We start from the raw sequence: 25,502 nt of genomic DNA, 5'->3' as shown, positions 1-25,502 counted from the left end.
TCTGTTAGACGCTCTTACTCGACATTGAGCCGCCGCCCGCGATTCCAGGCGAGGAACGGGACACCCGACAGTAGCGCGGAGAGCGCCGCCCTCGACTGATGCAGCCCGTTCACCGAGACCCTCGGCAGGGCGTGGAGATGGTCGGCATGGCCGGGGAAGAGATGGCCGGGGCGGGTCGTCACGGCCGTGTCGAAACCGGTCTCGCGGGCGATTGCGAATTCCCGCATCCCGGCCGAGGTCGGATCCCCCACCGGATAGGACAGGTGCCTGACCGGCCGGCCGATCTCACGCTCGATCCGTGCCCTGCCCTCCCCGATCTCCCGGCGGACCCGCGCCTCGCCGTGCTTCGCCAGCATCGGATGGGTGATGGTATGGGCCCCGATAGTCAGAAGCGGATCGGATGCGAGGCCGCGCAGCTCCTCCCAGGGCAGGCAGAGTTCCTCCGCCATACGCCCGACCCCGATGCCGGCCTCGTCGCAGAGAACGGCAATGGTGGACAGGAGGCGCTCCTCCGATCCTGCGCGCAGGCGGCGGTAGAGCGCGGCGAAGGCCGCCATCTTCTCCTCCGCCGTGGCGGCGGGCAGATCGAGGGCCGGCGCCTCGTCGGCAGGAACCCGCACCCGGTCGAGACGGCCGATCGCCCGTTCGAGTTCGATCCACCACAGGCGCCCCCTCCCCTCGGCGAAGTCACTCGTGACGAAGAGCGTCCAGGGGACGCGATGCCGTCTCAGGAGGGGAACGGCGTACCGGGCGTTGTCGCGATAGCCGTCGTCGAAGGTCAGGACGACGAAGGGCCTGTCCCCGGCGGGCCGGACGAGCCTCTCGGCCACGGAATCGAGGCCGATCACGTCGAACCCCTGCGAGACCAGCGTGCCCAGCACCGCGTCGAGGAAATCCGGCGTGATCGAGAGCAGGCCGTTGGGGGCATAGGCCCCCGCGGAGGCCGGGTCGACATGGTGGAAGGTGAGGATCAGACCGTGCCCTTGCGCGACGCGCTTCAGCCAACGGTCGGCCCCGGAAGCCACGATGGCGCGAAACCCCGCATCGAACAGGCGGTGACGAAACTCGGCCGAGGGCATGGACGTCACCGGAGCGGAGGCGTGGCGGGGATGACTTTTCGATCCTGAACCCGCAAGGTTTCGTTACCCACATCGCACAATGATGGCTTGCCGTTTCCCATCGTCACCAGCGCTTAAGAAGCCGGAGCGCTAGGTGCCGATGATGGGGAGGCGGTGATGAGGGTCCTTGTTCACGATCTCACCGGAGTCGGCATGATGCAGGAGCGCGTCCGCGGGCGGCTTGTTCCGGAGGTGTTTCGCGATCTGGCGAGCGTCGAGGCTCTGTGGCGGAGCGTCGAGAGCGATCCCGCCGCGCTATCGACTCCCTATCAGCGATTCGACTGGGTCTCGGCCTTCGTCTCGGCGAAGCTCGGCTGCACCCCGGAGGAACAGGACGCCTCCCTACGGGTCATCGTGCTACGCGATCCCGGCGGACGGCCCCGCGTGATCCTGCCGCTCCAGGTCGCGCGCGAACGCGGGGTCCGCGTGGCGCGGGTGATCGGCTGCAAGCACGCGAACTATCACATGCCGATGTTCGCCTCCCGCGAGGCCGCGTCCATGCGCGCCGAGGATCTCGTCGAGCTCCTGCGCCGGGTCGGGCGCGAGGCCGGTATCGACGTCTATCTCCTCGGGCATCAGCCGCGCTTCTGGGACGGCGCGGCCAATCCCTTAAGCCTCCACGCCGCGCCGGCCGTCAGTGACGCCTATGGCCTGATCCTCGGCCCCGACGCCGAGACCACCGCCAAGCGCGTCTTCAGCGCCGACGCGCGCAAGAAGATGCGCTCGAAGGAGAAGAAGCTGATCGAGGCCTTCGGCCCGGTGGAGTACCGCGTTGCCTCGAACGCCGAGGAGGTGAGGACGTACCTCTCCGCCTTTTTCACCCAGAAGGCCTCGCGGTTCGCCGCCATGAACATCGCCGACCCCTATGCCGACGAGGGGATACGTCGCTTCATCGCCACCGGCGCCTGCCGGCAGGACGATCCGAACGAGGTGCGGGGCGCGGCGATCGAGGTCGCCGCCCTGGTTGCGTGCAACACCGGGCAGGTCTTCGCGACCTTCGCCGGTGCGGTGAGCGAGACGCGCTACAGCGGCATGATGACCTCCTTCGACCAGACACCCACGGTGGGGCGGTCGAGTCCCGGTGACATCCTGCTGCACCACCTCATCCGCGATCAGACCGAACGGGGCCGCCGCAGCTTCGATCTCGGAGTCGGGGAGGCCCGCTACAAGGCCAATATCTGCGACGAGACGATCCAGCTCGGTGAAGTGACCATCGCCGTCACCCTGCGCGGCCATCTCTTCGCCATTCCGGCCATGGCCGCCACCCGGCTCAAGCGCCGGATCAAGCGCAGCCAGCGCCTGGCGCGTCTGGCGAAGGCGGTTCGGAAGGCGCTCCACCGCCCGGCTCGCCACGGCAGCGCCGCCGGCGAGGCGAATCCTTAAGGGCATCGCCCAGGAACCCGCCCACGGCACCGGCGCTGGTCATCCGGGCCGAACCTGTGGCCGCGCGGCAGCAGCCCATCCGCAAGATGTCGGTCTTACGCCGCCGAAAGCCTGAGGCCGCTTCCCGGCTTCCCCCCGGCGGCACCCTCGCTCTCGGTCTGCTCACCGGCGACGAGGATCGTGCCGGCCCCCGCCCGTTCGGCCAGGCCGTGGAGCGAGACGAGTTCGGGATCTTCGGGGGACTTGTCGGACGCGATGACGATGGCGTTCATCCGGCCCGCCATAGCCTCCAGCAGGTCTTGGGCCTCCTGCGACAGGGCCTCGCCGAGGCGATAGACGACCCAGTCGTAGCTCTGGGCCAGGGCGTCCAGGGCGATGGCCAGCGCTTCCGGCTCGTCCGTGAGAATGTTGCAATCGACGAAACCGCGCGGGATGGCGTGGAGCCTGCGCACCGAGGCCACCGATCGGATCACGTCGAGGAAGGCAGCCTCACCCGCAACGAGGTCGGTGAGGCCGGCATCGTCCGACGGTGAGGCCGGGCCGTTGACGTCCACGATCAGAACGCGCCCGCCCGCCGCCAGGGCCTCCGCCAGGATCGCGGCGAGTTGCCGGTCGGCGGCCGTGTCGGTCTCCGCGACCAGGATGCTTCCGCCGTTGCGGCCGATCCGCTCGCGCAGGAGATGGATGAGGGCCTGGAGATCGTAGCTGGAAACGGGCGACCGGCCCGCCTCTCCGGCTGTTTCCTCACGCACCGGAATCGGCGCCGGTTCCGCGGCGGATGCGGTGGCGGCGGTGATGGGCACGGCAACGCGGGCGGTCAGCGGCGCTTCATAGAGGGAGGCGGCGGGACCGCTCCGCGACAGGGCCACGGAGGCTTCCGGGAAGGTGAAGGGAGTGGGCTCGGTGGCCCGATCGTCCGGTCCGGTCCGGCGGCGGGTGTCGTCGGGATCGCGGAGAAGATGGCGCGCCACCACCCCGCCCATGGAGAGCAGCATCGTCATCACGATGGCGAGCGCCACGATGGGCAGCTTCTTCGGGAAGGACGGGACCTGTGGCACCACGGCGCGGGAGACCACGCGGGCATCGGCGGGCGCCGCGCTCTCGGCGTCCCGGGCCAAGGCCTCGCGATAGCGCGAGAGATAGGATTCGAGCTGGTCGCGCTGCGCCTTCGCCTCGCGCTCGAGGGCGCGAAGCTGGACCTCGCTGGAATTGCCCTTGGAGACGACTTCGCGCTGCGCGTCGACGGCGGCGTTCAGGCTGTCGACCCGGGCTTCGGCGATGCGGGCGTCGTTCTCCATCGTCCGCACCACCCGGTCGGCGGTGGCCTTGATCTGTGCGTCGAGGTCGCCGATCTGCGCCGTCAGCTCCTTGATGCGGGGATGGGCCGGCATCAGCGTCCGCGATTCGAGGGCGAGCTGCCCGCGCAGGGTGATGCGCTGCTCCACCGTGCGCCGGATGACCTCGTTGTTGGCCACGTCCGGGATTTCGAAGGCGCGGCCGTCCTTGATCATTTCGCGGATGAGCTTGGCCCGGCTCGTGAGGTCGGCCTTGACCGTGCGGGCCTGGGACAGCTGGGTCGACAATTCGCTGAGCTGCTGGGTGCCCAGGGGTTGGCTGGTGGTGCCACCGCCGCCGCTGATCAGGCCGTTGCGGGCTCGGAAGGTCTCGACCTTCGCCTCGGCCTCGGAAACGCGGGTGCGCAGGGTGTCGATGTTGCCGCCGAGCCAGGTCGAGGCGTAGCGGGCGGTGTCCACCTTCGCCGATTCTAGGGAGGCGATGTAGAGTTCTGCGATGGTGTTGGCGGCCTTGGCCGCGAGTTCCGGATCGCGCGAGCGGAACTCGACCGTCAGGATGCGGGACTTGCCGGCCGGGTAGACCAGGAGCCGGTCGAAATAGGTCTCCAGCACCCGGTCCTCGGGCGCCCGCTCCATCGGGTTCTTGGTGAGCCCGATCATCATCAGGACGCGCTGGACCGGACCGATGCCGTCGACCTCGGGATCGAATTCGGCATTGCCCACGAGCTTCAGGCGGCGGATCGCCTCCCGGGCGATATCGCGGGACATCACCACCTGGACCTGGCTCGCCACCGCCTGTTCGTCGATGGCCAGGGGCTGTTCGCCGCGTTCCTGGGCGGTGCGGGCGAAGCTCGCGTCGCGGCTCTCCAGCAGGATCTTGGCCTCGCCGGTGTAGCGGGGCGGAACGACCTGCACGAAAACGATGGCCCCGATCCCCGCCGCCACGGTGGGAAGGACGATCCAGCGCCAGGACCGCGCCAGGACTCCGAACAGCTGGGACAGGCCGAGCCCCTCGTCCCGCTGGGGGATCGGCTCGATCGTGGAAACGGGCTGCTGCGAGCGAGGCATGAGAGGATCTTTACGCAAAGCAGGACGCCGCATCGGGCGCCTCCCGGAAGACTAGAACTCGTTAAGATTGATCGTCGGTTAAGATCGGCCACAACGCATCGCATTCCCTCCGCGATATCAGTTTTTGTTAACCATATGATCCTACAAATAGAGGCAGAAACTTGCTCTTAGCGGCTTGGATGATGAACCGGCGCTCCCTTCTCCTCGCTCTCACCTCCACTCTGGCACTGGGCGGATGCCTGCGTCCCGACTTCCGGACCGCGCAGCTCGACGCCACCGCGACCGGATCGATCGGCGGGCGCTATACGCTCGCCACCGGCGACCGGCTGCGCGTCATCGTCTTCGGCCAGGACAACCTGTCCAACATCTATGCGATCGACGGATCCGGCGGCATCGCCATGCCGCTCATCGGTCTCGTGAAGGTGGGAGGGCAATCGACGGCCCAGGCCGCACGGACCATCGAGGCCAAGCTCGCGGCGGGCTTCGTGCGCGAGCCGCATGTCACCGTGGAGGTGGATGCCTATCGTCCGTTCTACATCCTCGGCGAGGTCACGACCTCGGGGCAATATCCCTACGTCAACGGCATGGCCGTCGAGACGGCGGTGGCGATCGCGGCGGGCTTCGGACCGCGGGCGGCCCGCGACTACGCCGTCCTCACCCGCGAGGGGCCGAACGGCCTCGTCTCGGGCATCGTCCCGATGACCTATCTGGTGAGGCCCGGCGACACGATCGTCATCAAGGAGCGCTTCTTCTGAGGACGTCTCGTCTTCGATACGTCATCGATCGATATCGGCCCGGATCCATCCGATCCGGGCCTTCGTATGTCCACGCCAGGTCAGATGAGATCGAGATAACTCATGCTCGCAGCGCTGGCGGCATTGCTGATCGGTGTTCCTATCGCCCCGGCGGGCTTCTCCACACCTGGGCCAGCCCAGGGCTTCGGCGACGGTGCGTTAGGGGCTGCCTAACCGAACGAGAGGTTTCAGGGCGTTCGCCGGCCCGAATCGCTGCCCAGGCGGATGGCCCTTAACGATCGCACCATCTCTGGGGACCAGTGTCCGTCGACATCGTACCGCCATTCGGCTGGAATGGTCGTCGCGTGGAGCTTGTCCGTCGTGAGTGCGTCCGCCTCCGTTCTGTCCGTCAGCCCCGCCAGCAGCGCGGGCGAGACCGTCCATCGCATCCTGCACGTGTTCCGTGCGCCGGTGGGAGGGCTGTTCCGCCACGTCTGCGACCTGATCAGGATCCAATCCGCCGCCGGGCACGAGATCGGGCTCGTCTGCGATGCGTCCACCGGCGGCGAGCGAGCGGTCCAGGCGCTGAACGAGCTCCTGCCCCATCTCGCGCTCGGCATCGTCCGGGTTCCCATGCGGCGCAACCCGCATCTTTCGGACATCGTGGTGGTCGGGGCGGTCGCGAGGCGGGCCGCGGAGATCCGCGCCACGATCCTGCACGGACACGGCGCCAAGGGTGGCGCCTATGCGCGCATCGCCCGCCTGCCAGCGGGCGTAGCCTCGCCGATCAGGGCCTATACCCCCCATGGCGGCAGCTACAATTACAAGCCCGGCACGCTGCGCCACCGCCTGTACATGGGGGTCGAGCGCCTGCTCGCGACGCGGACCGACGTGTTCCTGTTCGAGAGCGAATATGTCGCCGGTCGGCATGGCCGCTTCGTGGGGAGCAGACCCCATACCGTGCGGATCGTCCATAACGGCATCGACGAGGTGGAGTTCGCACCGGTCCTGCACCGGGCGGACGCCTACGACCTCCTCTATATCGGCGAGTTGCGCGAGGCGAAGGGCATCCCGGTCCTGCTCGACACCCTGGTGGCGCTCCGCGCCGAGGGGCGCCCCACCCGCCTGCTGATGGTCGGTTCCGGCCCGGATGAAGACCAGCTCGTGGAGCGGGCCCGGAAGCTCGGCCTATCGGGCGCGGTGGCGTTCGAGCCGCCCCAGCCGATCCGGATCGCCCTGACAAAGGGACGGATCATGGTAGTCCCGTCGCTCGCCGAATCCCTGCCCTACGTGGTGCTGGAAGCCGCCGCCGCGCAGCAGCCCCTCGTCTCCACCAATGTCGGCGGCATCCCGGAAATCTTCGGAACGGCGGCAACGGATCTCGTCAGACCCGGAGATCCCGTTGCCCTCAAGAACGCCATTGTCCGCCTGCTCGACGAAGACACCGCCGAGGGCGCCGCCCGAGCCCGAGCTCTCAGTGACTCGGTGCGGGCCCGCTTCTCCATGCGGCGGATGGGGGCGGATGTCCTGTCGGGCTACGCCGCCGCCCTGCAGCGTCGAGATAAATCGATGCACGAAGCATCGCTGCCTGTGATGAAGGAACCGCTACAGTGACGCTGACTTGCTCTTCGCCATGCTTTGGCGGCCAGAACCTCGTTAAACGTTCCGTGATGTCGGTCTGGCATCCTCTTCCATCGCATCGGCGGAAAGCTTGAACGAGAGCAAACGATGAGCGCCTTCGACGTTCGCGACCTTCTGAAGGCGGCGGGGCAACCCAGCCAGCCCAAAGCGGGAGATGCGTCCCAGTATGGCCCTGCCCCGTCGACCATTCCCCCCGCCGAAATCGGGGCGCCGCGCGATCATGGCGGCGTGCTGTCTCCCGTCGTGCTCTCGGGCAGCGTTCGGCTGGCGGATCTGCTCCTCATCGCCCTCTTCGGCTTTGCCGTGCATCGCGTTCAGATCGGCGGCACGGTCGGCCTGGGGTGGAGCTATTCCACGGCGATCCTGGCCGTGGCCGTGCTGGCGGTCGCGTCGTTCCAGATCTTCGGCAGTTACCGGATCGCCGCCTTCCGGACCTTCTTCAAACCGGCCCTGCGCCTGACCGCCGCCTGGTCGCTGACCTTCCTCGTCGTCGCCACGGCGATGGTCTTCGCCAAGGTCGCGGACCATTATTCCCGGATCTGGCTCGCCACGTTCTACGGCCTGGGGCTCGTCCTGCTCCTCGCAGGACGCTTCGCCCTCCTCCGCTTCGTCACGGCGCGCATGCTGCGCGGGCAGTTCGACAGGCGCACGGCCATCGTCGGTGGCGGCCCGCTGGCGGAAGAGCTCATCCGCTCCCTCGAGGCGGAAACCGAATCCGGCATCCGCATCGTCGGCGTCTTCGACGATCGGGGGGACAACCGGTCCTCCTCGGTCGTCGCCGGCTACCCGAAGCTCGGCACGGTGAGCGACCTCGTGGATTACGCGCGCTCGACCCGCCTCGACCTCGTGATCTTCACGCTTCCGATCGCGGCCGAGGATCGGCTGCTCCAGATGTTGGCCAAGCTCTGGGTGCTGCCCATCGACATCCGCCTCTCCGCCAAGGCGACGAAGCTCAAGCTGCGCCCGAGGGCCTATTCCTATCTTGGCTCCGTCCCGGTCCTCGACGTGTTCGATAAGCCGATGGCCGATTGGGACATCGTCACCAAGGCCATCTTCGATCGCGTCGTCGGCGCAGCCATGCTGGTCGTGCTGGCGCCGGTCATGCTCGGTCTGGCGATCGCCGTCCGCGTCACCTCGCCGGGTCCGATCCTGTTCCGGCAGAAGCGTCTCGGCTTCAACAACGAGACGATCGAAGTCTACAAGTTCAGGTCGATGTATGCCGACCAGTCCGATTTCACCGCGTCGAAGCAGGTGACGCGCGGCGACCCTCGGGTCACGCCCCTCGGCCGCTTCATCCGCAGGACGTCGCTGGACGAGCTGCCGCAGCTGTTCAACGTCCTGAAGGGGGAACTGTCCCTGGTCGGGCCGCGCCCCCATGCGGTTCAGGCCACGACCAGCACCACCCTCTACGACCAGGTGGTCGATGGGTATTTCGCCCGCCACAAGGTCAAGCCCGGCATCACCGGCTGGGCCCAGATCAACGGCTGGCGCGGCGAGACCGACACGGACGAGAAGATCCAGCGCCGCGTCGACCACGATCTCTACTACATCGAGAATTGGTCCATCCTGTTCGACGTGCAGATCATGCTGGCGACGCCTCTGTCCCTCGTCACCACCAAGAACGCCTATTGAACCCAGCCTCACCGCCCCTGACACATAGGTCAGGGGCAGTGAGGTCCGATGTGGGACCCAACCACGAAAGAGGCCGCCCCTCGCATCGCGAAGGGCGGCCTCTTTCCGTTCTTGCGCCGAAAGCCGGCGCGATGGGGTCTTCCGCTACGGCAGCGAGCCTGCCGCCTTCTTGGCCTCGGTCATCGTGTTCTCGCAGCCCTTGGCATCGCCGGCCGCTTCCTGCTTGCGCGCCTGCTCGATCAGGTGACGGGCGTGGTCGATGCTCTTGGCATTGGGAGTGGTCGAGGCGTCGGTGGGCTTTCCGCCGGGAGGCGCGTCGAGGCCCATCGACGGGTTGGTGGCGACCTTGCCGTCGGCCGAGGCGGTGCCGGTGACCGACACGGCGCCGGAACTGTTGAGGCGACGCTCGATCGTGGCGATCTGGTCGGAACAGGCCGAGGCGAAGGCCGGACCCGCAATGGCGGTGAAGACGAGCGCGGGCGCGAGGATGCGGATCAGCGGCGAGGCCGTAGTCGGCGAATGCGCCTTGGTCGAAGACGTCCTGGTCTCGCTGGGGGCCTTGGTCATGCGATGCTTTCCGATGATGTCGAACATGGCACGCCAACGCTCGAATCACCCCGCATGTTGCTGCGACATCGTCGAGCCGGGGCCGATCATCCCCTGGCGGGACACTCCGCCGCACATGGTGACCGAACGTGGCGACCGAATGTGGCGACCGACAAAAAAGGCCACCGCTCCGTCTCCGGAGCGGTGGCCCAACGTAGGGGCTCGAGGGCGCCTACCAGAAGATGCGCATTCCGCCATAGGCCGCGATCGGCGCGCCGGGTGCCAGGCTTCGGTTGGAGCTGGCATTGGGCAGGGCCAGGATCGGAACCTCGCCGACCGGCGAGAAGGTGCCGAAGGTCGCGTAATTCGCGTTCAGCGCGTTCTCGACATAGCCGTAGACCTCCAGATTCTCGCTCACCCGGTAGCTCGTGTTGAACCCGATGACCGCGTAGTTGCCGGTGGTCTTGTTGAGGTTCGATTCGTCGCCGACGAGGAACTTGCCGGTGGCGACGCGGGCGAGCACGCCGACCTTCCATTCAGGCGTGACCATGTACTGGACACCGATCTTGACCTGATGCGGCGCGACGCCGGGAAGCTTGTCGCCGCGTCTCACGAAGATCTGGTTGGCTTCCGAATTGTCCGGCTGGGCCGGGTTCGGGGTGGCGAACGGGTTGCCGCCGGAGGCCAGAGTCAGCGGCGACTGGAAGGTCGCGTCGACGAAGGCGTAATCGACGAAGGCGTTCCAGACCGGGGTGGTGATGGCGAGACTCGCCTCGACGCCCTGGCGGCGGGTGGAACCGACATTCTGGAAATAGGCGCGGCCGATGGTGATGTCGGACGGCACGAAGGTGATGTCATCCTCGTTGCGGGCGCGGAAGACGCCGGCCTTCCAGCTCAGCACCCCGAGCTCGATCGGCGAGGGCAGCTTGCCGCGGAAACCCGCCTCGACCGTGCGCGAGATGACCTGCTTCAGGGGCGGATCGCCGACGAAGAAGTTGGTGAGCGAGCACGGGGCGAGAGGATCGGCGCAGGAGAGCTCGGCCGGGGTGGGCGCGCGGTTCGCCTCGACATACCCGCCATAGACGGTGAGGAAGTCGGGCACGATCTTGTAGCTCGCGCCGATGCCAGGGTTGAACCGCTGGAAGTAGTGGTTGCCGTTCAGCGCCGTGCCGAGCTGATCTTCCAGCACGATCTTGGCCATGTTGAAGCGGCCCTGCAGCGTCAGGGTCAGGCGGTCGGTCAGGTCGGTGTTGTTCGACAGGAAGATGCCGCCGTAATCGTTGCTCGACTTCACGCTCACCGGGGTGATCGAGTTGTCGTCGCTGCGCACGACAACGCCGGGCCCGTAGAAGCCGCGGTCGAAGGTCAGGCCGCCAACGGCATTGTCGGCGGTGAAGGCCGTGCGGCCGCCATCGTACGAACCGCCGAGGACGAAGCGGTTGGGCAGGCCGAACAGCGTCTCACGCACGGTGGTCTGGACCGAAACACCGAAATTCTCGGTGTTGGTCCGGGTCGAGTTGAGGAAGGCGTAGGGGCCGCCCTCGTCGAACCGCTCGGCGAAGGCCGGAAGCCGGGCGAAGTTCGCCGTCCGGATGCTGCTCGCCTGGACGCGGCGGTTCAACCGGTCGCGCAGGAAGAACTGCTCCTCGTTGGCGCCTTCCGAGCAGAGGAAGCGCTCGTTCTCCTCGCAGCGCTCCACCTCGGCGGCGTCGCCATTGGCGGTGTTCTGCTCGAACCGGCCGTAATAGGCGTTGCCGGAGAGGGTGACCGTGGGCGAGATATCGTAGTTGCCCGAGATCCCGATCCGCCCGAAGGCGTTCAGCGTCTTGTCGGGATAGGTGAAGACCTCGTTGCGCCGGAAATCGAGCAGGTCGACCGGCAGGGTTCCGTTGCCGGTCAGGCTGTTGACTGCTCCCATGAAGTTGAGGTGGAACTCACCCTTCTCCGCCTGCACGCCGAGATCGCCGTAGAACTGGCGCAGGCGCGAGGGCGAGTGCTTGCGCCATCCGTTCTCGGACAGCGCGGTGCCGGCGATGTAGAGGCCGACATTGTCCGAGCGCTGTCCGTGCTGGAACGAGCCGCCGAAGCGCCCGAACGAGCCGCCCGAGAGGTTCAGTTCGGTACCCTGATAGGTGAAGCCGTTCTTGAGCTGCACGCTCAGGGCGCCGCCGAGGGCGTTGAGGCCGTAGGCCGGGTTCGAGCCTTCGAGCTCGATGCGGTCGACGGCGATGTCGGGGATGAGGTCCCACTGCACGGTGTCGCCGAACGAGGTGTTGAAGCGGTTGCCGTTCACGTAGACGGCAACGCCCTGCGGGCTTCCGCCCAGCGGCGAGGCTTCGAAGCCGCGATAGGTGATGGTCGGCTGGAAGGGATTGCCCTGGGCGTTGTTGATGCTGATCGAGCCGATCCGCTCGTCGAGGGCGCGCAGCACACTCGGAGTGCCGACCCGGTTCACGTCAGCAGACGTCAGGACGCTGGTATTCTGAGGAAGCTTGTCACGCTCCTGGCCGAGCAGGACGCCCTGGGCGCTGCGCACGCTCGCCGATGGAGTGGTGGCGACGACATCGAGCTCCTGCAGCGTCACGGCCTGCTGGCCGCCGACGATCGTGCCCTGCGCGTAGGCAACGCCCGGCAGCAGCGCTACCGAAACGAGGAGGCTGCTCCGCAGCGTCCGCTTCTTCATGTCCCAAGACCCTTCGGTTTCCACAGCGTGGCCGGTTTTCCCGGCTCGTTGATCAATGTTGCGGAGCGTATCGGGCTTGGACAATCCGGTGACGAGAGGTTTCACCGATTCTCATAAGGGTCTTACGGAGATGGTGTCTTCGCGTGACCTCTGCGCAACATAATTCACCTGAGAATTCAGAGGCTTCGGGACCAATAGGAACGACAAACGGGATCATTCGGCAATCTACGGTGCCGGAATGTTTTCGATGAATTCTTGGATTGAGCAGGCCCCTCGAACGTGGCGGTCTCACGTCATGCCGGACGAATCGAACGCGGTGAGCGGGACCCGCCCGGCCGCATGGATCGAAGACCGGGCCTGCGTGAGCGTGGCCCATGGGTCGGGCTCACGGAGAACTTCGTAGGAGACATGAAAAAGGCCCGCCGGATTCGGCGGGCCTGACGAGGATGCGGGTTTGCGAGAGTCGAGACCGCCGGGTCAGAGGCGCGCCTGGATCTTGCGGGCGACCTCGCCGAGACGCTGCTCCAGCAGGGTCGGCACTTCGCAGACATAGTTGAGGGATTGGCTGCGCTCCTGGAAGATGCGCCGGTCCCAGGCGAATTTCGTCTCCAGTTCCGAGGCCTCCTTGGGCATCTCGCGGGCGTCGTTGGCGCTCGGGCCGTCCTTCACCGCGCTGATCTGGTCGGCCTCCTGGCGGATGCGCTCGGCCATGCGCCGCTGTCCCTGGGCATAGCGCGCGATGCCGCCGATGACCCGGCTGCGCTCGTTGTTGACGACCTCGAACACCCCGGCGAAGACCCGCGTCAGGCGCTTGGCCTTCTCGTCCCCGGCCTTGGCGACGAACTCGTCGAGCAGCGGATCGACCTCGCTCAGGTCGGTGCGGCGCGAGGCGATCTTCTGGGCGAGCGAGGCCGCCTCGTAATCGTCGCCCCACGGGCCGGCGGCCTCCAGATCCGGCCCCGTCCAGACGGTGCCGGGGCTCAGGGTCGAGACCTTGCGCTGGACGCAGGGCCAGTCCGGATCGGCTTTGGGCTGGGCGAGCGCCGCCGATGCGGAGAGGAGGCCGGCACCGGTGAGCGCCAACAGAAGTGTCCGCGAAAAAATCATGAATTGTCTCCGGCCGGTCCGCCGCGCCGGGCCATGATGCCGCGACCTGGATCGTAGGCGATGACGGCGAGGGTGAAGAAGGCGATGGTCGTGCCCAGGACGACGGCGCAGGCCACGGGTTCGAACTGCCCGTAGAGGGCGAAGCGCACGAGCTGGACGGCATGGGTGAAGGGATTGGCCATGCAGATCAGGTAGAGCGTCTCGCTCGACTCGCGGATGCGCCAGAGCGGGTAGAGGGCCGATGAAGCAAAGAACATCGGGAAGATCACGAAGTTCATCACGCTGGCGAAATTCTCGAGCTGCTTGACCATCGAGGACAGAAGCAGGCCGATGGCGCCGAGCATCAACCCCGAAGCGATGAAGGCCGGCAGCGCCGCCACATAGCCGATGAGGGGGATGTCGAGCTCCCAGAACCAGGCGATGGCGAGGAAGGCGTAGGCCTGGACCACCGAGACGGTGACGCCGGCGATCAGCTTGGCCAGCAGCAGCAGCCAGCGCGGATACGGGCTCGTCAGCAGCACCTTCATCGAGCCGACCTCGCGGTCGTAGACCATCGAGAGCGAGGATTGCATGCCGTTGAAGAGCTGGATCATCACGGCCAGCCCCGGCACCACGTAGACCTCGTAGAGGACGTAGGTCTGGTAGGGCGGCTCGATCGAGACGCCGAGCGTGTTGCGGAAGCCCGCCGCGAAGATGAACAGCCAGACCAGCGGCCGCACGAGCGCGGAGAAGAACCGCTCCTTCTGGTTGAAGAACCGCAGCAACTCGCGACGGACGATGCCGCCCAAGCAAATCAGGTAGCCGACCGCGTCGAGGCGGCCGAGATGGGGCACCGGTTTTTCGGTGACGTTCGCAGCCGTCGAAACGGTGGTGGCGACGGTCTTCGTCATGCGGCCTGCCTCGGCGGTTCGGCGACGAGGCGCCGGAAGGCGGCTTCCAAAGTCTCGTCGCCTTCAGCGATGGACGCGGCCGTCCCCCGCGCGACGATGCGGCCCTTGTGAAGAACGACCGCGTCGTCGGCGGCGTCGATCTCCTCGAAGATATGGGTCGCCCAGAGGACCGAAAGCCCCTCCTCCCGCACCAGGGCACGGACGATGGCGACGATGTCGGCCCGCGATTCGAGATCGAGCCCCACGGTGGGCTCGTCGAGGAGGAGGAGTTTCGGCTCATGCACTAGGGAGCGGGCGATTTCGATGCGTCGCGACTGGCCGCCGGAGAGGGTGCGCACCTTGTCGTCGCGCCGGTCGCTCAGGCCCACGCGAGCGAGCAGCGCAGCGATGCGGGCCTTCGCGGCCCGGCGCGCGATGCCATGCAGGCTGGCATGGTAGAGGAGGTTCTGTTCGACGGTGAGGTCGGTATCGAGGGTCCGGGCCTGGAACACCACGCCGAGGCGGGCGAGCGCCCGGGACGGCTCGCGGTCGAGGCCGTGGCCAAAGATCGAGACCCGCCCATCCTGGTTGGCGTAGAGCCGGGTGATCACCGAGAACAGGGTGGTCTTGCCGGCGCCGTTGGGGCCGAGCAGGGCCATGAACCGGCCCCGCTCCACCCGGATCGAGACGTCGGACAGGGCCGCGCGCGCGCCGAAGCGATGGCTCACGCCGGCCACGTCGAGGGCCGCACTCTCCCCTGCCCCGTCGCTCACGGCTTCATCGCCCGCTTGGCGTCACCGACGGCATCGAGGCATTCGTCGAACTCGCCCTCGCCCTGCTCGCGCTCGGCCACGCGGAGCGCCTTCTTGAGCTTCGGCGCGGCGGTCTCGGACGGCCCCTTGGCGAGGGCGTCCTTGATCATGGCGATGCCCTCGGCACAGGCGGCCTTGTCGTCGGCGAGCGCCGGGCCGGCGGCGAGGACGAGGGCGAAGGTTGGAATGAGGAGACGCATGCGGAGGCCCTGCCTTACTTGACGATGAATTTGCCGGTCATGCCCTTGGATTCGAGCCCATGGATCGACCAGGGATATTCGCCCGGCTTGATCGTCACGAACTCGATGGCGATCTCGCCCGGATCGTCGAATTCGAGGTGGTCCGGCGGGCCGCTGCCGTGAATCTCGAGATGCTGGATCACGATCTGGTTGAACCAGATGTTGCGGAAGAACTCGGTGGCATAGAACTTATATTCCTGCCGGCCCTTGGCGACGATGCGCAAGCGATAGGCCTTGCCGGATTCGAGTTCGATCTCCCGGTTCTCGACCACGAAATCGTTGCCCTCCTCGTTGCCGAGGACCAGATCCGGCAGGGTGGAGCGCTTCTTCGTGAGATCGAGGGCCGAGGCCGGCCCGGTGGCGAGCAGGGCCGCCAGGGCGAGGGTGATCGTCCGCATCGTCCTCGTCATGTGATCATCCTCCCATTGGCCGCCTTGAGGCGGTCCGTCCTTCGGCATATCCGCGCGTCCCTCCTCCCCCTTGTGGGGAGGGAAAGTGCACCTCAATTCGGCGATACCGTCACCCCCCAGGGCAGCAATCCCACCGGGATGCTCTTGATCACCTTGTCCGCCTCCACATCCACCACTGAGACGTCGTTGGAGGAGCCGTTGGTGGAGAACAGAAACTTCTGGTCCGGGGTGAAGGCGAGCTGCCAGACCCGCTGTCCCACGGGCAGGTACTTCTGAACCTCGTAGGTCTTGGCGTCGATCACCGCGATGCGGTTGGCGGGCCCCAGGGCCGCGAAGGCCTTGGTGCCGTCCTTGGTGATGCGGATGCCCACGGGCTGGATCGCCTCGTCGTTCACGCCCGGGATCTTGAAGGTGATCTTCTTGATGACCCGCCGCGCGGCGACGTCGATGATGCTGATCGTGCCGCCGACCTCGGCCGAGACCCAGAGGAATTTCCCGTCCGAGGTGAATTCGGCGAAGCGCGGCCGCGCATCCACCAGCACGTTGTCGATCACCTGGAACGTGGTGGTGTCGATGAAATGCGCCATGTTGGTGGTCTCGGAGGTGTTCACCAGGATCTTGCCGTCCGGCGACAGACCCATTCCCTCCGGCTCCACACCGACGGGCACCTCGGCCAGGACCTTGTTCTTCTCGATGTCGATGACCGTGACCTGGCTGTCATCCTCGTTGGCGACGTAGAGCGGGTTGCCGCCGGGGCCGAGGATGAACTGCTCCGGATCGGGTCCGGAGCGGAGCGAGCGCACCACCTTGCCGGTGGCGGTGTCGAGCACGTCGATGCGGTCGTCGTCGCTGGCGCAGACGAACAGCTCCTTGCCGTCCTTGCTCGTCGTCACCCCGCGCGGGCGCCGACCGACCTTCCAGGTTCCGGTCACGGCCATCGTCGCCGTGTCGATGACGCTGACGGTGTTGCCCTTCTCGTTGGTCACGTAGACCGTGTAGGCCTGCGCGGTGGCGGTCAGAGCCATCGTCGCACCGACGAGGGCGGCCACACACACGCCTGCCTTGAAGCCGAGGCTCATTCCGTCTTCTCCCTGGGCATCGCTTCTTTGCGCGATTGACAGTGATTATAGTGCAGTTTGTCCTGACGGGGAGCGCATGCCTGCACGCGGAACGCAAGCGCGTTGCCGCAGGACGGGCGCGAAAATTCGCAGATCCCCGAACATTCGCGGACCGTCAGAATTGACACGCCGTCTCGGGAAGGTCGACACCGAGGGTATCGAGTGGCGTGCGCTGATGGGTGAACCCCTGTTCGGGCGCCACGGTCACCATGGCCTTGGGCTGCACCACGATGATCGGCTGGCGCAGCTGATGGTCCCAGGGACGGTAGGTCAGCGAGACGCCCTTGTAGGCGGGCAGGCTGAAGGCCGGGTCGGCGAAGTAGGGTGCGAGCACGGCCGGATCGGCGGTCTTCTTCTGCGTCGCCGCCTCCCCCACCGAGCGCACGGCCGCCCAGACCTGGTAATCGAGGGGCCGCATCAGCCGGCCGGCGAGACGCCGGAAGCGGTTCTGCGCCTGCGCCGCCCCCCAGGTCTCCAGGGTCGGGTGCCAGGTGGCCGCGATGAGCCCCTGCGTTCCCGCGACCGGCCGGGGGTCCACCGTGCGGAAAGGGACGTAGTCGCCCCAATCATTGGCCTCGTCGGCGACGATGGCGAGGTCGTAATCGACGCCTCGGGTGAAGACCATCGCCTCGGAGCGGGTCGGCGTGTCGCCCCGCGCCTTGGCGAGAGGGCCGAAGGTCCAGGGCTTCTCGGCGGTGATCTTCAGGGAGAACTTCTTGGCCGAGGCCCGGAACGCGTCGGCATAGAGCTTGTCGTTGTCGTTGGGGCCGACAATTAGGAACATCTTGCGCCAGCGCATCAGCGTGAAGAATTGCGCCAGCGCGTCGGTCTGCATCGCCCGGCTGGGGATCACGTGGAAGACGTTTTTGCGGCACTCGGCGCCGCGCAGGCGGTCGTCGGGCGCGGCGGTGTTGAACACGGTCACGCCCTCCCCTTTGACCGCGTCGGCCACGGCCAGAACCTCGTCGGCCGGCAGCGCCAGGACGAGATAACGGATCCCCTTGCCCACGAGATCGCGGGCGGCGTCGACGGCACTCTTGCCTTCCGTGAGGGCGACCTCGTCGAGGGCGTAGGTCTGCTTGGTGAAGCGGCCGGTCGTATTGTTGTCCTTCACCGCCATGCGGGCGCCGGCGACGCCCTCATCCTCCGGCGCGGCCTCGGCATCGTAGGAGGACGGCGCGATCTCGGGCCGGTAGATCAGGCCGATATGGGTGTCACCCGGAGCGGCCTCCGCCGCCTGCGCGGAGGCCGCCGGTTCCTGCGCCACCGCGAGGGACGCCGTGCCGCCGAGGCCGAGCGTGAGGACGAGGGCGGCGGATCGGGAGAGGAGCGATGCGTTCATACGGTCGGCACGCTAACAACATTGCGCGGATACGCTCAATCGCAGAAGCATAAGGAAACCCTAAGGCGCGGCGGAGCGTCGCTTGCGCGCCGGTGAGCGCGAATACACGCGAGATCGCTCGGAGCGGGCGAGCCGATTTGCACGATTTGTCAAATCCGGTCACTGCTCGACTTTCAAGGCACGGGCGCGGTGTCCGCCGCAGGCCGCATCGATCGTGACACAGGTTCGCCATGTCCCCATTCGTCAGGTCTCGTCGCGCCAAGCCCATGGTTTCATTACCACTCCCCAGCCTCGGACACGCGGTGGCGCGGGCCTCCGTGCTCGCGATCCTGGCCGGATCGGTCCTGGTAGGACCGGCCCTCGCCGCCCCCGACAAGGCGGCGATCTTCGGGATCGAGCTCAACGATCCGGGTGTGGTCGGCGGCCGCAAGGCCCGGCCCGACGAGGCTAGACGCCTCGCCCTGGTCACGGAGGAGCTCCGCAAGGCGCTCACCGCCGGCAATGCGGTGGAGGTCGTGGACGTGGCGCCCCAGGCCGCCGAGATCGCCAAGCAGGCTCCCCTCTTCAAATGCGAGGGCTGCGCCGCCACCATCGCCAAGAGCCTCGGGGCCGATCTTGCCGTCAACGGTTTCGTGGAGAAGGGCTCCAACCAGATCTTCAATCTCTACGTCGTCATCTCGGACGCCGCTTCCGGCAAGGTCGTGCGGGCTGGACAGGTGGTGATCCGGGCCGATACCGACGACACATGGGCCCATGCCATGCGATGGGTGGTCAAGAACCGTCTCCTGGCCGAACCCTTGCCCAACCGATCCTGAGTCTCCCGTTGCCCCATCATTCCGTGTCGAAGCCGATGTCATCCGATCTGCGCGCGCGTCCCCGCCTCCTCGTCAGCGTCCGCGACGCCGACGAGGCCGTGATGGCGGCACGGGCGGGCGCCGACCTCGTCGATGCCAAGGACCCCGTCCGGGGCGCGCTCGGGGCGCTCCCCGTCGAGACGGTCCGGGCGATCGTCGCGTCCATCGCGGACGAGGCCGTCAGCAGCGCGGTGGCCGGCGAGCCGCAGGACGCCGCTTCCCTGCCCGGATCGGTCGCGGCGATGGCCGGGACCGGCATCGGCTACGTCAAGGTCGCCGTGCGGGCCGATTTCGACGACGACGCCCTCGCCGCCGCGGCGCGGGCCGCCCCCGGCCGCCTGATCGCGGTTCTCTTCGCCGGAGCACCGATGCCGGACGACCTCGTCGGCCGCCTCGCCGGGGCGGGCTTTGCCGGGGTGATGATCGACACCGCCGCCAAAGACGGCCGGCGCCTCGGCGACCTCCTGCCCGCCCCTCGCCTCTCGGCCTTCACCGCCGACGCCCGCCTCCATGGCCTGCTCTCCGGTCTCGCGGGATCGCTGACGATCGCCGACATCGCCGTCCTCGCCGCGCACCGGCCGGATTATCTCGGCTTTCGCGGCGGCCTCTGCTTCGGCAGCGACCGGACGCGCGGCCTCGACCCGGAGCGCGTGGCCCTGGCCGTGCAGACTCTTCGCGGGCTCGACCGGCGGAACGCGGCGTGACGGGCGCGCCTCCCACCATCGTGAAGCTCGGCGGCAGCCTCGTCTCGGACGCGGCGCGGCTCGGACTGCTTCTCGGCGTCCTGGCGGATGGCGGCGAGGGCCGCTGCATCGTCGTGCCGGGCGGCGGTCCGTTCGCCGATGCGGTGCGTCAGGCCCAGGGGCAACTGGGCTTCTCGGACGCCCTCGCCCACCGCCTCGCCCTCGATGCCATGGGCCGGATGGCGGAGGTGCTTTCGGAGGGCGAGCCGCGCCTCGCCATCGTGGGCAGCGTGATGGAAGCCCGCTCGGCCGAGGCGTCCGTCATCTGGGACCCCGTCGCGCTGAAAGACGGACACCCTTCCATCCCCGAGACCTGGGACGTCACGTCGGACAGCCTCGCCCTCTGGCTCGCCACCGAACTCGAGGCGCCCCGCTGCATCCTGGTGAAATCCATCGATCGCCCGGCAGGCGCCAGCCTGTCCGACCTCGTCCGGATGGGCGTGGTCGATGCGGCCTTTCCCGCCTTCGCCGCGTCCTACGCTGGCGAGATCGTGATCCAGGGTCCGGGCGCCGATATCGTAAGGGCCGCTGCGTGAGCGCGCCCGAACATCTCGTCTTCATCACCGGCCGGATGGCGAAGGCGCGTCTGGAGAAGGTCGCCGCGACCCTGCCGGCCGAGCGCTTCACCTGGAGCATCGCCGATGCCGGTGTGAAGGTCGCCGCGCTGATGACCGAGGAGATCATCCGCCGCCGCGTGACGATCCCCGACGGTGCCACGCGCATCGTCCTGCCGGGCCGCTGCCGCGCCAATCCGGAGACGCTGTCCGCCCATTTCGGCCTGCCGGTGGAGCGCGGGCCGGACGAGGTGGTCGACCTTCCGGCCTATCTCGGCCTCGCGGGACGCAACGTCGATCTCTCGCGCCACGATCTGCGCATCTTCTCCGAGATCGTCGATGCCTCGAAGATGAATCCCGAGCAGATCCTGGCCAAGGGCCTCGACCTGGCGCGACGCGGCGCCGACGTGATCGATCTCGGCGGCCTGCCCGACACCGAGTTCCCGCATCTCGAAGAATGCGTGCGCCTGCTGAAGGGGGCGGGGCTGAAGGTCAGCGTCGATTCGTTCTCCCTCGACGAGTTGACCCGCGGGGCGAAAGCCGGGGCCGACTTTCTCCTGAGCCTCAACGAGGAGACTCTGGACCTCGCCTTCGAGACCGATGCGGTGCCGATCCTGGTGCCGATGCGGCCCGACGACCTGCCCTCCCTCGACCGCGCCATCGAGCGCATGGAGAAGGCCGGCCGGCCCTACATGGCCGACCCGATCCTGGAGCCGATCCATTTCGGCTTCGTCGAATCGATCACGCGTTACCACGAGACGCGCAAGCGCTGGCCCGGCATCGAGATGATGATGGGCACCGGCAACCTCACCGAACTCACCGAGGCCGACAGTCTCGGCGTTACCGCCCTCCTCGTCGGCATGTGCTCGGAACTGTCGATCCGCAACGTCCTGATCGTCCAGGTCTCCAACCACACCCGGCGCACGGTGGAGGAGCACGACGCCGCCCGCCGGGTGATGTTCGCCGCAAAGGCCGATTCCGCCCTGCCCAAGGGCTACGGACGCCAATTGCTGGCCGTGCACGACAAGCGCCCCTTCGTGCAGACCCCGGAGGAGATCGCCGCCCAGGCGGCGGAGGTGCGCGACCCGAACTACCGCATCGCGGTGGCCGAGGACGGCATCCACGCCTTCAACCGCGACGTCCACACGATCGGCACCGATGCGATGGCGTTCTTTCCCGATCTCGATGTCGCCGCCGACGGGGCCCACGCCTTCTATCTCGGCGGCGAGCTGACCAAGGCCGAGACGGCCTGGCGCCTCGGCAAGCGCTACGTCCAGGACGAGCCCCTGCGCTGGGGCGTCGCCGCCGACGAGGAGGTCGAGGACACCACTGCCTTCAAGAAGGCCGGGCATACCAAGCATTCCGGCCCCGGCGGCGTGGAGCGCGGCACCCGCGATGCCGTGCCCCCGGAAGCGGGTGCGGCCAGGCCGGAGACGATCGAGCCAGCCCCGAACGAGCCCCGCCGGTCGCGGGCCGGCGATGCGCTCTCGGACGAGGGCGGCCGCATCGTCTGCGGAAAATTCGTCCCGAACGACCGGACTGACCAGAGCGGCGAGTCCTGATCCGATGCCGTTGATCCTCGAGACCATCGTCACCACCACCTCGCCCTCCGGCGACCTGCATCTCGTGCCCTTCGGCCTCATCCGCGAGGGCGAGGATTGGGTGCTGGCACCGTTCCGGCCCTCCCCCACTATCCTCAACCTCGAGGCCAACCCGGTCTTCGCCGCGTCGAGCCCGAGCGACGTGCGGGTGATCGCCGGGGCGGTCACCGGGCGGCGCGACTGGGCCACCCTGCCCTGCGACCGCATCCCGGGCCGGCGCCTCGCCGAGAGCTTCGGCCATGCCGAGTTCGAGGTGATCTCTGTGGAGGACGATGCGACGCGCCCGCGCTATCGTGCCCGCATGGTACACAGCGCCAGCCATATGCCGTTCTTCGGCTACAACCGGGCTCAAGGCGCGGTGCTGGAGGCGGCGATCCTGTCGACGCGCCTGCACATGCTGGAGCCGGACAAGATCCTGACGGAGATGCGCTACCACGCCATCGCGATATCCAAGACAGCCGGGCCCGCCGAGCGCGAGGCCTGGGACTGGATCGAGGACAAGGTCGCCGCTGCCCTCGGGCGCGACGAGCCGGTTCTCGCACGAGCCCCCCAAGCACCCTAGAAGGTGCGTTCCCGAGGAGACAGGGTTGATGAGATTCAAGACGCTGGCCGCCGTGGCGGCGCTCGCCACGGTATCCTACGCGGCGCAGGCCCATGGCCCGACCCGCCAGAAGGTCTCGCAGACCATCGAGATCAACGCCCCGGCCGACAAGGTCTGGGCCGTGCTCGGCAACTTCCAGGATGGCAGCTGGATTCCCGTGGTCGAGAAGACCGAGGGCAAGGGCGGCAACGAGGTCAAGGCCACCCGCGTCCTGACCCTCAAGGGCGGCGCCACGGTCGAGGAAGAGCTCGCCAAATACGACGCCGAGAAGAAGACCTACATGTACCGGATCACCAAGGTGGACGTGAAGACGCTGCCGGTGAACGACTATTCCTCGACCATCGAGGTCGAGGGCGACGGCGCCAAGTCCAAGGTGACGTGGCGCGGCGCGTTCTACCGTGGCTACATGAACAACGATCCGCCGCCGGACCTGAACGACGAGGCTTCCAAAGCGGCCGTCCTCGGCCTCTACAAGGCCGGCCTGGATAACGTGAAGGCCAAGGCCGAGAAGGGCTCTTGATCGAAGGACGTCCCCAGGCTCGGCGACGGTGCGCATCGCCTCTCCCCGCGCGCGGGGAGAGGATCGCGGGCACCTCGTCGTGTCCGCGATGAGCGCAGGCGAAGCCGAAGCGACGGTGAGGGGGCCATTCCGGATGAGACGCTATCGGCCCCGCCCCCTCACCCTCGGCTGCCGCCTCGCCGCGCCGACGACGGGGTCGTCGCGGCCCTCTCCCCGCATGCGGGGAGAGGGGATTGCCGGGATGGCTCGTGCAGGTGCTCTCGCCCTGGCGTTGATCGCGTCCCCCGCCCTCGCCGACGAGGCCCTGGTCACGGCGCAGGGGGCCAACATCCTCGCCGTGGTCGATCTCGACACGCAGGTCGTCACCGCCCAGATCCCGGTGGACGGGGCGCCGGCCGGCATCGCCCTGTCGCCCGATCGCAAGACCGCCTACGTCACCCGCCCCGAGGGCCACGGCCTCGCCATCGTCGATCTCGACGCCCGCGCGGTGACGGGCACGCTCGCCCTGCCCGGCGGCCCGCTCGGCGTCGCCGTCAATCCGAAATCCGGCGTGGTCTACGTGGCCGACTGGTATGGTAGCCGCATCTTCGTGGTCTCGGCCGACGGCTCCAAGATCGAGACGGAGATCCAGGTGGGCGCCTCGCCCTCGGGCATCGCGGTGACGCCGGACGGCGCCACGATCCTGGTGGCTAACCGCGAGGGCAATTCCGTCTCCGTGGTCGATGCGGCCACCGCCACCGAGACGGTGAAGATCCCGGTGGGCGAGCACCCGTTCGGCATCACCCTCGATGAGACCGGCACCCGCGCCTACACCGCCAACGTCATGTCGAACGACGTCTCCGTCATCGATGTGGCCGGACGGCGGGAATTCGGCCGGGTCACCACCGGCGAGCGGCCCTATGTGGTGGCCCTCACCGCCACGCGCGGCTTCGTCACCGACCAGTATTCGAACACCGTCACGGTGTTCAACCTGAAGACCCTCACCAACGTGGCTGCCATCGAGGTGGGCGACCACCCGGAAGGCATCGCCGCCTCCCGCGACGGCAGCCGCCTCTACGTGACCAACTGGGGCTCCAACACCCTCGGCGTCATCGACGCGACGACGCTCAAGGTGATCAAAGACATCCCGGTGCCGGACGGCCCGCGCTCGTTTGGGGACTTTTTGCGGTAGGGCGCGCATCCGCGCGGTGGCGCTAGGGCATTCCCACACCTGCTTTTTCCAGGCAGACCGCGTCCCTCTCCCCCTTGTGGGGAGAGGTTAGGAGTGGGGGTGGCTCCGCCAGCCTCCGAAGGATCAGGGTCGCCCAACCACCCCCACCTCCAACTCCTCCCCACAAGCTCGATGGATCTCGGGCAGGCCCGCGATCCGCTGGGGAGGAGGGCAGGACAGTGCATCCCGCGCGATGGGCGAACCAGTAGGCAGGCGGCAAGAGAGACGGACACTCGCCCTCCCTATGACACCAGCGACACGGCTCCGCTGCCATGCCGTTCGATCCGGCCGTCGAGTTCGAGTTCCAGCAGCGTCGTCTGGACGATGCGCACGCTGAGACCCGCCACGCGGGCGAGGTCGTCGGTGCCGATTGGGGTCGGGCTGAGATAGGCGATGAGGCGGGCCCGGTCGTCGGCGGGTTCCGCCTCCTCGGGCTCCTCCTCTGCCTCGGGGGCCGGGCTGCCGATTCCGTCGAGCTCGTCCCAGAAGATCGGCGCGTCGGCGAGGTCGGGCCGGTCGAGGGCCAGTTGCCCGGCCCCCTGTTCGAAATCCCCGCGCCCGATCAGCGGCGCGATGGCGGAAGTGACGTGCTCCACCTCCGAGACCAGGGTCGCGCCCTGGCGGATGAGGTCGTTGGTGCCCTCGGCGCGCGGGTCGAGGGGCGAGCCGGGCACGGCGAAGACCTCCCTGCCCTGTTCGAGGGCGAAGCGCGCGGTGATGAGCGAGCCCGAGCGCCGCGCGGCCTCCACCACCACGGTACCGTAGGCGAGGCCGGAGATGATGCGGTTGCGCCGGGGAAAGTCCCGGCCGCGGGGCTCCCAGCCCATGGGCATCTCGGCCAACACCGCGCCGCCGGAATCGAGAATGCTTTCCACCAGGGCCTCGTGGTTGGCTGGATAGATCCGGTCATGGCCGCCGGCGAGCACCGCCACCGTCCCGGAGGCCAGGGACGCCTTGTGGGCGCGGGCATCGATGCCGCGCGCCAGCCCCGAGACCACGACGAGGCCGGCCTCGCCGAGGCCCCGCGCCAGACGCTCGGTGAAGCCGAGGCCGGCGGCCGAGGCGTTGCGGGAGCCGACGATGGCGATGGCGGGTCGAGAGAGGATCGCCGCCTGCCCCCGGATCGCGATCAGGGGCGGCGCCGAATCGGCGGCCTGGAGCAATTTCGGGTAATCGTCCTCGCCCATGGCCACGAGGCGGGCCCCGATCCTGGCCGCCGCCTCCAATTCGGCTTCCGCCTGCGCCCGCGTCACCGGCACGACGCGCTTGGCCCCGCGCTTCGCGAGGTCCGGCAGGGCTTCCAGCGCCGCGCCGGCTCCGCCGAACCGGTTGATCAGGGTGCGGAAGGTGCGCGGGCCGACGCCCTCGGTGCGGATCAGCCGGAGCCAGTCGAGGCGCTGGGCGGGGTTGAGTTGCATGCCC

General features: G+C 67.9%; 23 protein-coding genes. 11 read left to right on the top strand and 12 right to left on the bottom strand.

Annotated elements, in window-relative coordinates; translation table 11 throughout:
- Positions 1–14: 14 nt before the first annotated feature.
- Positions 15–1,079 (bottom strand): polysaccharide deacetylase family protein, encoded by a 1,065-nt coding sequence (locus tag ACYQR9_RS17345; protein WP_461227523.1) that lies wholly within the window; start codon positions 1,077–1,079, stop codon positions 15–17.
- Positions 1,080–1,235: 156 nt separating this feature from the next.
- Between ACYQR9_RS17345 and ACYQR9_RS17340 the strand changes: the two genes are divergently transcribed.
- Positions 1,236–2,501, top strand: coding sequence for a GNAT family N-acetyltransferase (locus ACYQR9_RS17340; RefSeq protein ID WP_461227522.1), 1,266 nt, complete (start codon positions 1,236–1,238; stop codon positions 2,499–2,501).
- A 95-nt stretch (positions 2,502–2,596) separates the two neighbouring features.
- Here ACYQR9_RS17340 and ACYQR9_RS17335 read toward each other — a convergent pair whose 3' ends face one another.
- On the bottom strand, positions 2,597–4,864 hold the full coding sequence (locus tag ACYQR9_RS17335; protein ID WP_461227521.1) for a GumC family protein: 2,268 nt from the start codon (positions 4,862–4,864) through the stop codon (positions 2,597–2,599).
- 182 nt (positions 4,865–5,046) lie between these two features.
- Between ACYQR9_RS17335 and ACYQR9_RS17330 the strand changes: the two genes are divergently transcribed.
- The 3 genes from ACYQR9_RS17330 to ACYQR9_RS17320 all read left to right on the top strand — a co-directional run bounded on the left by ACYQR9_RS17330 (position 5,047) and on the right by ACYQR9_RS17320 (position 8,871).
- Positions 5,047–5,619 carry a polysaccharide biosynthesis/export family protein gene (locus ACYQR9_RS17330; protein WP_056424329.1) on the top strand — a complete coding sequence of 191 codons (573 nt, stop codon included), beginning with the start codon at positions 5,047–5,049 and terminating at the stop codon, positions 5,617–5,619.
- A 333-nt stretch (positions 5,620–5,952) separates the two neighbouring features.
- Positions 5,953–7,212, top strand: a complete 1,260-nt coding sequence (locus ACYQR9_RS17325; RefSeq protein WP_461227520.1) for a glycosyltransferase family 4 protein — start codon at positions 5,953–5,955, stop codon at positions 7,210–7,212.
- Between the two features lie 114 nt (positions 7,213–7,326).
- Positions 7,327–8,871 carry an undecaprenyl-phosphate glucose phosphotransferase gene (locus ACYQR9_RS17320; protein ID WP_207413104.1) on the top strand — a complete coding sequence of 515 codons (1,545 nt, stop codon included), beginning with the start codon at positions 7,327–7,329 and terminating at the stop codon, positions 8,869–8,871.
- Positions 8,872–9,015: 144 nt separating this feature from the next.
- Here the strand turns inward: ACYQR9_RS17320 and ACYQR9_RS17315 are convergent, their stop codons facing one another.
- The 9 genes from ACYQR9_RS17315 to ACYQR9_RS17275 all read right to left on the bottom strand — a co-directional run bounded on the left by ACYQR9_RS17315 (position 9,016) and on the right by ACYQR9_RS17275 (position 17,997).
- Entirely contained in the window at positions 9,016–9,438 is a 423-nt protein-coding gene (locus ACYQR9_RS17315; protein ID WP_244478121.1) for a hypothetical protein, read from the bottom strand.
- Positions 9,439–9,649: 211 nt separating this feature from the next.
- Positions 9,650–12,100, bottom strand: coding sequence for a TonB-dependent receptor (locus tag ACYQR9_RS17310; protein ID WP_207413105.1), 2,451 nt, complete (start codon positions 12,098–12,100; stop codon positions 9,650–9,652).
- 477 nt (positions 12,101–12,577) lie between these two features.
- A complete protein-coding gene (locus tag ACYQR9_RS17305) occupies positions 12,578–13,207 on the bottom strand; it encodes a hypothetical protein (RefSeq protein ID WP_461227519.1) in 630 nt (209 codons plus the stop codon).
- On the bottom strand, positions 13,204–14,097 hold the full coding sequence (locus ACYQR9_RS17300; RefSeq protein WP_461227518.1) for an ABC transporter permease: 894 nt from the start codon (positions 14,095–14,097) through the stop codon (positions 13,204–13,206). The genes ACYQR9_RS17305 and ACYQR9_RS17300 overlap by 4 nt, the downstream gene beginning before the upstream one ends.
- Positions 14,094–14,849, bottom strand: a complete 756-nt coding sequence (locus ACYQR9_RS17295; protein WP_056424352.1) for an ABC transporter ATP-binding protein — start codon at positions 14,847–14,849, stop codon at positions 14,094–14,096. The genes ACYQR9_RS17300 and ACYQR9_RS17295 overlap by 4 nt, the downstream gene beginning before the upstream one ends.
- A complete protein-coding gene (locus tag ACYQR9_RS17290; protein ID WP_461227517.1) occupies positions 14,846–15,088 on the bottom strand; it encodes a hypothetical protein in 243 nt (80 codons plus the stop codon). The genes ACYQR9_RS17295 and ACYQR9_RS17290 overlap by 4 nt, the downstream gene beginning before the upstream one ends.
- A gap of 14 nt (positions 15,089–15,102) precedes the next feature.
- Positions 15,103–15,537: a cupredoxin domain-containing protein gene (locus ACYQR9_RS17285; RefSeq protein WP_207413108.1), complete on the bottom strand. Its 435-nt coding sequence runs from the start codon at positions 15,535–15,537 to the stop codon at positions 15,103–15,105.
- A 92-nt stretch (positions 15,538–15,629) separates the two neighbouring features.
- Positions 15,630–16,616: a YVTN family beta-propeller repeat protein gene (locus ACYQR9_RS17280; RefSeq protein ID WP_207413109.1), complete on the bottom strand. Its 987-nt coding sequence runs from the start codon at positions 16,614–16,616 to the stop codon at positions 15,630–15,632.
- Between the two features lie 154 nt (positions 16,617–16,770).
- A complete protein-coding gene (locus tag ACYQR9_RS17275) occupies positions 16,771–17,997 on the bottom strand; it encodes an ABC transporter substrate-binding protein (RefSeq protein ID WP_461227516.1) in 1,227 nt (408 codons plus the stop codon).
- A gap of 266 nt (positions 17,998–18,263) precedes the next feature.
- Between ACYQR9_RS17275 and ACYQR9_RS17270 the strand changes: the two genes are divergently transcribed.
- The 7 genes from ACYQR9_RS17270 (at position 18,264) to ACYQR9_RS17240 (ending at position 24,041) form a co-directional block, all read left to right on the top strand.
- Positions 18,264–18,812, top strand: a complete 549-nt coding sequence (locus tag ACYQR9_RS17270) for a DUF3280 domain-containing protein (protein WP_461227515.1) — start codon at positions 18,264–18,266, stop codon at positions 18,810–18,812.
- A gap of 35 nt (positions 18,813–18,847) precedes the next feature.
- On the top strand, positions 18,848–19,555 hold the full coding sequence (locus ACYQR9_RS17265; protein ID WP_461227514.1) for a (5-formylfuran-3-yl)methyl phosphate synthase: 708 nt from the start codon (positions 18,848–18,850) through the stop codon (positions 19,553–19,555).
- Entirely contained in the window at positions 19,552–20,130 is a 579-nt protein-coding gene (locus tag ACYQR9_RS17260; protein WP_461227513.1) for an amino acid kinase family protein, read from the top strand. The genes ACYQR9_RS17265 and ACYQR9_RS17260 overlap by 4 nt, the downstream gene beginning before the upstream one ends.
- The gene (locus tag ACYQR9_RS17255; RefSeq protein ID WP_461227512.1) at positions 20,127–21,710 is read left to right on the top strand and encodes a DUF6513 domain-containing protein; all 1,584 of its coding nucleotides are present in this window, start codon (positions 20,127–20,129) and stop codon (positions 21,708–21,710) included. Before ACYQR9_RS17260 ends, ACYQR9_RS17255 begins: the two co-directional genes overlap by 4 nt.
- A 4-nt stretch (positions 21,711–21,714) precedes the next feature.
- Positions 21,715–22,311: a DUF447 domain-containing protein gene (locus ACYQR9_RS17250; RefSeq protein ID WP_056454114.1), complete on the top strand. Its 597-nt coding sequence runs from the start codon at positions 21,715–21,717 to the stop codon at positions 22,309–22,311.
- 28 nt (positions 22,312–22,339) lie between these two features.
- Positions 22,340–22,870, top strand: coding sequence for an SRPBCC family protein (locus tag ACYQR9_RS17245; protein WP_056424374.1), 531 nt, complete (start codon positions 22,340–22,342; stop codon positions 22,868–22,870).
- Between the two features lie 241 nt (positions 22,871–23,111).
- Positions 23,112–24,041 carry a beta-propeller fold lactonase family protein gene (locus ACYQR9_RS17240; RefSeq protein ID WP_461227511.1) on the top strand — a complete coding sequence of 310 codons (930 nt, stop codon included), beginning with the start codon at positions 23,112–23,114 and terminating at the stop codon, positions 24,039–24,041.
- A gap of 281 nt (positions 24,042–24,322) precedes the next feature.
- Here the strand turns inward: ACYQR9_RS17240 and dprA are convergent, their stop codons facing one another.
- The gene (gene dprA, locus ACYQR9_RS17235) at positions 24,323–25,498 is read right to left on the bottom strand and encodes a DNA-processing protein DprA (RefSeq protein WP_461229829.1); all 1,176 of its coding nucleotides are present in this window, start codon (positions 25,496–25,498) and stop codon (positions 24,323–24,325) included.
- Positions 25,499–25,502: the final 4 nt, after the last annotated feature.

This window comes from Methylobacterium sp. CM6241 (assembly GCF_054817845.1).
This window is presented reverse-complemented; position numbering and strand designations above follow the sequence as displayed.

Bases quoted from the DNA above. Each gene is read 5' to 3' on its own strand.
- ACYQR9_RS17345 (WP_461227523.1), bottom strand. From the start codon at position 1,079: ATGCCCTCGGCCGAGTTTCGTCACCGCCTGTTCGATGCGGGGTTTCGC.
- ACYQR9_RS17340 (WP_461227522.1), top strand. From the start codon at position 1,236: ATGAGGGTCCTTGTTCACGATCTCACCGGAGTCGGCATGATGCAGGAG.
- ACYQR9_RS17335 (WP_461227521.1), bottom strand. From the start codon at position 4,864: ATGCCTCGCTCGCAGCAGCCCGTTTCCACGATCGAGCCGATCCCCCAG.
- ACYQR9_RS17330 (WP_056424329.1), top strand. From the start codon at position 5,047: ATGAACCGGCGCTCCCTTCTCCTCGCTCTCACCTCCACTCTGGCACTG.
- ACYQR9_RS17325 (WP_461227520.1), top strand. From the start codon at position 5,953: ATGGTCGTCGCGTGGAGCTTGTCCGTCGTGAGTGCGTCCGCCTCCGTT.
- ACYQR9_RS17320 (WP_207413104.1), top strand. From the start codon at position 7,327: ATGAGCGCCTTCGACGTTCGCGACCTTCTGAAGGCGGCGGGGCAACCC.
- ACYQR9_RS17315 (WP_244478121.1), bottom strand. From the start codon at position 9,438: ATGACCAAGGCCCCCAGCGAGACCAGGACGTCTTCGACCAAGGCGCAT.
- ACYQR9_RS17310 (WP_207413105.1), bottom strand. From the start codon at position 12,100: ATGAAGAAGCGGACGCTGCGGAGCAGCCTCCTCGTTTCGGTAGCGCTG.
- ACYQR9_RS17305 (WP_461227519.1), bottom strand. From the start codon at position 13,207: ATGATTTTTTCGCGGACACTTCTGTTGGCGCTCACCGGTGCCGGCCTC.
- ACYQR9_RS17300 (WP_461227518.1), bottom strand. From the start codon at position 14,097: ATGACGAAGACCGTCGCCACCACCGTTTCGACGGCTGCGAACGTCACC.
- ACYQR9_RS17290 (WP_461227517.1), bottom strand. From the start codon at position 15,088: ATGCGTCTCCTCATTCCAACCTTCGCCCTCGTCCTCGCCGCCGGCCCG.
- ACYQR9_RS17285 (WP_207413108.1), bottom strand. From the start codon at position 15,537: ATGACGAGGACGATGCGGACGATCACCCTCGCCCTGGCGGCCCTGCTC.
- ACYQR9_RS17280 (WP_207413109.1), bottom strand. From the start codon at position 16,616: ATGAGCCTCGGCTTCAAGGCAGGCGTGTGTGTGGCCGCCCTCGTCGGT.
- ACYQR9_RS17275 (WP_461227516.1), bottom strand. From the start codon at position 17,997: ATGAACGCATCGCTCCTCTCCCGATCCGCCGCCCTCGTCCTCACGCTC.
- ACYQR9_RS17270 (WP_461227515.1), top strand. From the start codon at position 18,264: ATGGTTTCATTACCACTCCCCAGCCTCGGACACGCGGTGGCGCGGGCC.
- ACYQR9_RS17265 (WP_461227514.1), top strand. From the start codon at position 18,848: ATGTCATCCGATCTGCGCGCGCGTCCCCGCCTCCTCGTCAGCGTCCGC.
- ACYQR9_RS17250 (WP_056454114.1), top strand. From the start codon at position 21,715: ATGCCGTTGATCCTCGAGACCATCGTCACCACCACCTCGCCCTCCGGC.
- ACYQR9_RS17245 (WP_056424374.1), top strand. From the start codon at position 22,340: ATGAGATTCAAGACGCTGGCCGCCGTGGCGGCGCTCGCCACGGTATCC.
- ACYQR9_RS17240 (WP_461227511.1), top strand. From the start codon at position 23,112: ATGGCTCGTGCAGGTGCTCTCGCCCTGGCGTTGATCGCGTCCCCCGCC.
- dprA (WP_461229829.1), bottom strand. From the start codon at position 25,498: ATGCAACTCAACCCCGCCCAGCGCCTCGACTGGCTCCGGCTGATCCGC.